Origin of the sequence: Bacillus sp. AFS001701, from assembly GCF_002559405.1 — a bacterium.
Classification (GTDB): domain Bacteria; phylum Bacillota; class Bacilli; order Bacillales; family Bacillaceae_G; genus Gottfriedia.
This window is the reverse complement of sequence record NZ_NTZO01000519.1, coordinates 1-5,226: the sequence shown is the minus strand read 5'-3', so window position 1 is coordinate 5,226 and position 5,226 is coordinate 1. Positions and strand designations below refer to the sequence as shown.

At 30.5% G+C, this 5,226-nt stretch carries 6 protein-coding genes; 5 read left to right on the top strand and 1 reads right to left on the bottom strand.

Translation table 11 applies throughout. The features are described 5' to 3' along the window. The 5 genes from CN514_RS25965 to CN514_RS21855 all read left to right on the top strand — a co-directional run. The coding region (locus CN514_RS25965) for a metallophosphoesterase (protein ID WP_483295028.1) at positions 1-400 on the top strand (400 nt) is incomplete at its 5' end. Between the two features lie 119 nt (positions 401-519). Beyond that, positions 520-879, top strand: coding sequence for a hypothetical protein (locus CN514_RS21870; RefSeq protein WP_286141791.1), 360 nt, complete (start codon positions 520-522; stop codon positions 877-879). A gap of 146 nt (positions 880-1,025) precedes the next feature. Continuing rightward, positions 1,026-1,565 carry a YkyB family protein gene (locus tag CN514_RS21865; protein ID WP_098234384.1) on the top strand — a complete coding sequence of 180 codons (540 nt, stop codon included), beginning with the start codon at positions 1,026-1,028 and terminating at the stop codon, positions 1,563-1,565. Between the two features lie 198 nt (positions 1,566-1,763). Then, on the top strand, positions 1,764-2,027 hold the full coding sequence (locus CN514_RS21860; RefSeq protein WP_098234383.1) for a phage holin: 264 nt from the start codon (positions 1,764-1,766) through the stop codon (positions 2,025-2,027). Between the two features lie 281 nt (positions 2,028-2,308). Then, positions 2,309-3,619, top strand: a complete 1,311-nt coding sequence (locus tag CN514_RS21855; RefSeq protein ID WP_098234382.1) for a DUF3967 domain-containing protein — start codon at positions 2,309-2,311, stop codon at positions 3,617-3,619. Between the two features lie 96 nt (positions 3,620-3,715). Here the strand turns inward: CN514_RS21855 and CN514_RS21850 are convergent, their stop codons facing one another. Further along, positions 3,716-5,020 (bottom strand): sensor histidine kinase, encoded by a 1,305-nt coding sequence (locus tag CN514_RS21850; RefSeq protein WP_098234381.1) that lies wholly within the window; start codon positions 5,018-5,020, stop codon positions 3,716-3,718. Between the last annotated feature and the right edge of the window lie 206 nt (positions 5,021-5,226).

Genomic DNA, 5,226 nt, shown 5'->3' with positions numbered 1-5,226 from the left:
AACTTATTACGTTCAAAAACAAAAAGTTTCATTTATCGGTCTCGATGATTATATGCTAGGAAACAAACAATATAATGACATTTTAGAACGAATTCAAAAAAATAGTTATACAGTAGTTCTAGCTCATGAACCCGACATTGCTGATTTGACGAAAAACTATCCGATAAATCTTCAGCTCTCTGGCCATAGCCATGGCGGACAAATCTATTTACCTTTATATAAGTCCTTTATAATGCCTCCATATGCAAAGAAATACAACCGAGGTGTTTACACCCTATCAAGTAAATATAATAGTCATTTAGTTGTTTCAAATGGAATTGGGACAACTAAACTACCAATTCGCCTATTTACTCCTCCCGAAATCGTATCAATTGAAATTACTGGGCAATTTAATAAGTAAAAATATAATTCTCACAGATCTCACCCATACTAGGTTGGTTACCTATTTTTATGGGTACTTGCTCAATTATTATAGTACTCCATACACTAATATTGAAGACAAGAGAGGAGGTTAAATACATGAATTATCAATATCACCCTAATTTAAATCATTATTATAGAGAAGATCATGCTCCATCCTACTACTTTGATCATAACGAACAACGCTTTGTTCCTTTTTTCCCATTTTTGCCAATAATAGGAGGATTAGCGGGATTAGCAGGCGGATTCGCGTTAGGTGCTCTAGCGTTTAGACCACCTTATTATCCGTCATATGGACCTTACCCAGCATATCCTCCGTACGGTGGTGGTTTTGGTGGTGGCTTCGGTGGCGGGTACCCTGGATACCAACAGCCTTACCCACCTGTAAATCCTGGTGCTTATTTACCTAGTAATGCAGGATTAAATTCGCCAGGTAATATAGGACCCTATCCATACTAATTAAATAAAAAAGCTAGTCGCTTTAATGAATATTATTTCGATTAGCTTTTTATTATATAACCACTTCTCCAGATTTGATTTGAAATATTTTAAACTAAAGATATAATATACTCATATCTATTATTTTTTGGAGGTAACCAAGAAGCATGAAATCGAAAGAACCTAGCCTGAATAAACTAAATTTTACAAATGAAGAAATTTTTCAGGCAATATTTGTTGTAAATAAACATGCTAAAACAGCACTTGAACCAAGTGAACTATATTCACTAAAAAGACAAGCTATAATAAAGCTTATTGATAAAGGAATTGCTAAGAAAGTTGGATTACATTTTTCAAATAATCCCAAGTCCAGTAAACAACAATCTGATGTGTTGATTGCTTGTGGAGATTTTTTCTTTCATATACCACCGTTAAAAGAAGACTTTAAACTTCTCCCGCATTTAGGAATATTAGAAAATACTTATCGTAACCCAAAAGTTTCCATGTCATTAAGCTATGCAAAAAAAATACTTCATCATTTCTTAGGTATTCAAAACGTTAAATCTGAAAACCATTTCAAAAATGGATCGAACTACCGAAGAAATACCCCAGGGCAATTTTTAAGAGCTTCTTCATTTCTAAATAACTCTACATTTACTTTTCCGAGTGAACCAATTCGTAAAAATAAAGGTAAGCAAGAGAAATAAGTTGAAACAATTCTTACTAAAATAACATTAATATAGATTAAATGGGAAGATTATAAGACCTTTTAAATTAAAGGGGTTTTAATTCTTCCCTTTTTTATTTGAATGTACGGAAATTCATTATTTTCCACTCATATTTTAGTAGATTTGTCTCACCTATTACGTGAGACAAGCATACTATATCAATAGGGGGTGATTGATATGTTCGGTAATAATAACTTACAAGATATTATTCGTTATGTTGCTGGGTTCTTATTTGCACTTCAATTGTTACTAAATTCTTTTGGGTTTAAATTCCTAAATAATGAACAAATTGATGCTGTAATTAATATAATTTCATTCCTTTTTATTTTATACTTCGGTGCTAAGCATAATTATTTAGGTAAAAAAGGACAAGCTCAAAAGGCTGTACTTCAAGAAGCAGGATTAGAAAAAACAAATAAGCAGACAAATTCGGAACAATAGATTACTTTATGTCTACTTTTTGATAGATTAGATTACAAATTTAAAAATTTGGTTTGAGAGTGATTAAACATTGTGTCACTCTCTATTTTTTAGTCGAATTTATGCTACTTTTTAAGTAATATTTTCTATTTTTCACTATTTTTCCTCATATATTGATTTTAATTTTAGTAATCATATGGACTTTGTTATACATTGTAGAATTATTTTAAGTAGATTAGGTAGGAAAAATTTAACTATGTATTGAATGTTCTAACTACACATATTTTTCAGGAGGATATCAAATGTCAGTAATTTTTACAAGTAAAGACATTTCAAAGAAATTAAAAATAGGTAAATCTCGTGTAAGAGAAATTAGTAAGGAACTAGAAAAAAAAGAATATCATTTTACAAAGAACCAAGATACTAGGATCTATAATCAAAACGATTTCGAACTATTTCAAATGATCATTAAAGAGTACCAAAAGAATGAAAATCTTTTACAATCAGTTGAATATGCATTAAATAACCAATCAGTACAAAATCAATCTGAAGTTCATGTAATTGAAACAACTTCAATTGAGAATGAAACTACAGAAAAAAATACTGAAATCGTTACAAATAACACCCCGAATATTCCTCTAGAAAATAACATACATAAAAATATTGACATGAAGAATGACATGGAATTAATTGAAGTAAAAAAGAATGATATTGTTGAAGTTGCAGATTCCCAAATTGAAACAATTGATTCAGAATTAATCCATCTTTCACTTTTACAAGAAGAAGCACCTTTAGAAGCTTCTGCATCCCAATTAGAACCGATCGAAATAGTAGAGAACAGTCAATTAACTTCACAAGATACAAAGCATTTAGAAGAATCATCTTCTCAACTAGAAACAATAGATGAATGCGTAATGGAGCAATCTTTTTCACAAGATACTGAGAAGTTTGAAGACTCCGTATCAAAATTAGAAATAATTGAAGAAGTCGTACTAGAGCAATCCTTACCAAAAGAAGAGCCTGTTACAGTATCTGGTGCATTTTCAAAGCAAACTGATAAAAGTTCGGAGGATGAAGAAGTCCAAGAATATCGTTTTGAAGAAATGACAGTTGAACAAGTACTTGAAGAAAATAAAAAACTACCTGATGAAGTAGTTCTTTCAAAGTTAAATGGATCAAACGTAGTAACGGAACCTATCGTTACGAAAGAGAATGTCACTACTTTTGTACCGACAAATTCAAATCAAATTATGTTTGAAGAGTTTATGTCCCAAATTACGAATCTAGCATATCAAAATGAACAAATCCTAACTCAAAATCAAACATTAATCAAACAGAACTTGGAGAAGGATCAGAAGTTAGAAAAAATATTATATTCAGTTGAAGAAAAAAGTGAAGAACTTCAAGGGTTAGCAACAGTAATTGAAGAAAAAGACGAAAAATTAGAGCAAATGTTTGAAGAAATTAAATCAAAAGAATCTGGTCGAGATGCTCAATTAATGAGGATGATTAGAGAATTACAGGAAACAAAGAAGATGGTAGCTGCCTCAAAAGAAAGAGACTGGAAAAATGCAATTAAATCACTATTTTTTAAACCTAAGTCAGTAAAATAATTTGTTTATTGTTTATCACTTTTACTCTATTATGAAATTTAAAGATTTTTAGTTTGAAAAGAGAAGGGCTTTTTCCCCTTCTCTTTTTTTCTTTCATTATTCCTCTTCACTCTGTTCTTGATGATAAGCTGGTAAGACAATATGAACTTCAGTACCTTTGCCTTCTTCACTTAAATACTCAATCGTTCCCTTATGAGCTTCGATAATACTAAAAGTAACCATTAGTCCTAGACCTGTTCCTTTTTCTTTTAAAGAATAAAAAGGTTGTCCTAAACGATCCAATTGTGCTTTCGACATACCTACTCCATTATCTTTAACAACAATTCGTATGTACTCTCGATCTCTTACTTTCTCAATATTTGCTTCAATTTTAATATAGCCTTTCGTGTCCTTTATAGCTTCTACACCATTTTTTAGAACATTGATGATTGCTTGTTTAAGCTTAGCTCGATCTCCAACAGTATACATCTCCTCATTTACATTTACTTGTAAGAAAGCACCCTGCAGTGAGGCGTAACTTGACATTAATGTTGTTACTTCATTCAGTTGTTCTGTCATATTGATTATTTTCTTTTCTTCAATTTGAGGTCTAGCTAAGTTTAAATAATCTGAAATGATATTTTCTGCCCGGTCTAGTTCAGCTAATACAAGTTTCATATATTCTCTATTCGTTCCACTTTCTTGATTCTCAATTAACTGAATGAAACCCCTTACAACTGTTAATGGATTTCTAACTTCATGAGCTACACTCGCCGCAAGTTCACTCACCATATTTAATTTCTCTGATTTCTGCATTTGAACACGAATTTCAGCATTTTCAAATAAAAACTCTCTTAAATAAACATGGAACAGCATTGTAATTGTTAAAACAGTAAAAAATATGCACGCCAAAAAAATTGTTTGATCTGATTGGTACTCTTTTATACCATTTACCGTAGCTTCATAATAAAGCAAACAGACCATACTGAACGAAAATAAAATTGGCATTAAAATACTTAAAGCAAATTTCTTACGTTTAGAAAAACTAACCCAATGTGGTGAAACAATAAATGGTAAGATACATGAAATCACTTCAAATGGAAAAGATTTCAAAGAAGCTAAACCATATAGCAAATACACAAAAACTGCTTTGGTTAAAATAATAATCGTTCCAATCAATCTTCCACCATATAAAATAGATGAATAGATTAATAAAATACTAAAGGTAATAGCCATGCTTTCACTAATGTGAATTGGGTAAAGCAAGCAAATAAAAATATTAAAAAAAGTTAGCAATCCAACTAATATTCTATTTTGTTTCGGGCTTGTATTGTGGTATCTACTAAGCCAGAACATTTCGTATAAAAAGACCGGAATGATTATGATTGCAAATTGAATTAATAAATCTTTTAATTGCAGCATTAAAGTGTCCCCCACCCCTTCTTTCAACAAATTATAACATAGTTATTTAAACTTCTAATTATTAATACAAAAAATTCAAAAAAAACATTTCTACATAGAAAGACACATTATTACAAAGTATTCTAAAATATAAGAAAAGTCGTCAAACTTAAGTGCTTAACGACTTAAAACCAACCTTTTCTTTTAAAAAATATGTACATTAGGAT

Coding starts and splice junctions, on each gene's coding strand:
- CN514_RS21865 (WP_098234384.1), top strand. CDS start 1,026: ATGAAATCGAAAGAACCTAGCCTGAATAAACTAAATTTTACAAATGAA.
- CN514_RS21860 (WP_098234383.1), top strand. CDS start 1,764: ATGTTCGGTAATAATAACTTACAAGATATTATTCGTTATGTTGCTGGG.
- CN514_RS21855 (WP_098234382.1), top strand. CDS start 2,309: ATGTCAGTAATTTTTACAAGTAAAGACATTTCAAAGAAATTAAAAATA.
- CN514_RS21850 (WP_098234381.1), bottom strand. CDS start 5,020: ATGCTGCAATTAAAAGATTTATTAATTCAATTTGCAATCATAATCATT.
- CN514_RS21870 (WP_286141791.1), top strand. CDS start 520: ATGAATTATCAATATCACCCTAATTTAAATCATTATTATAGAGAAGAT.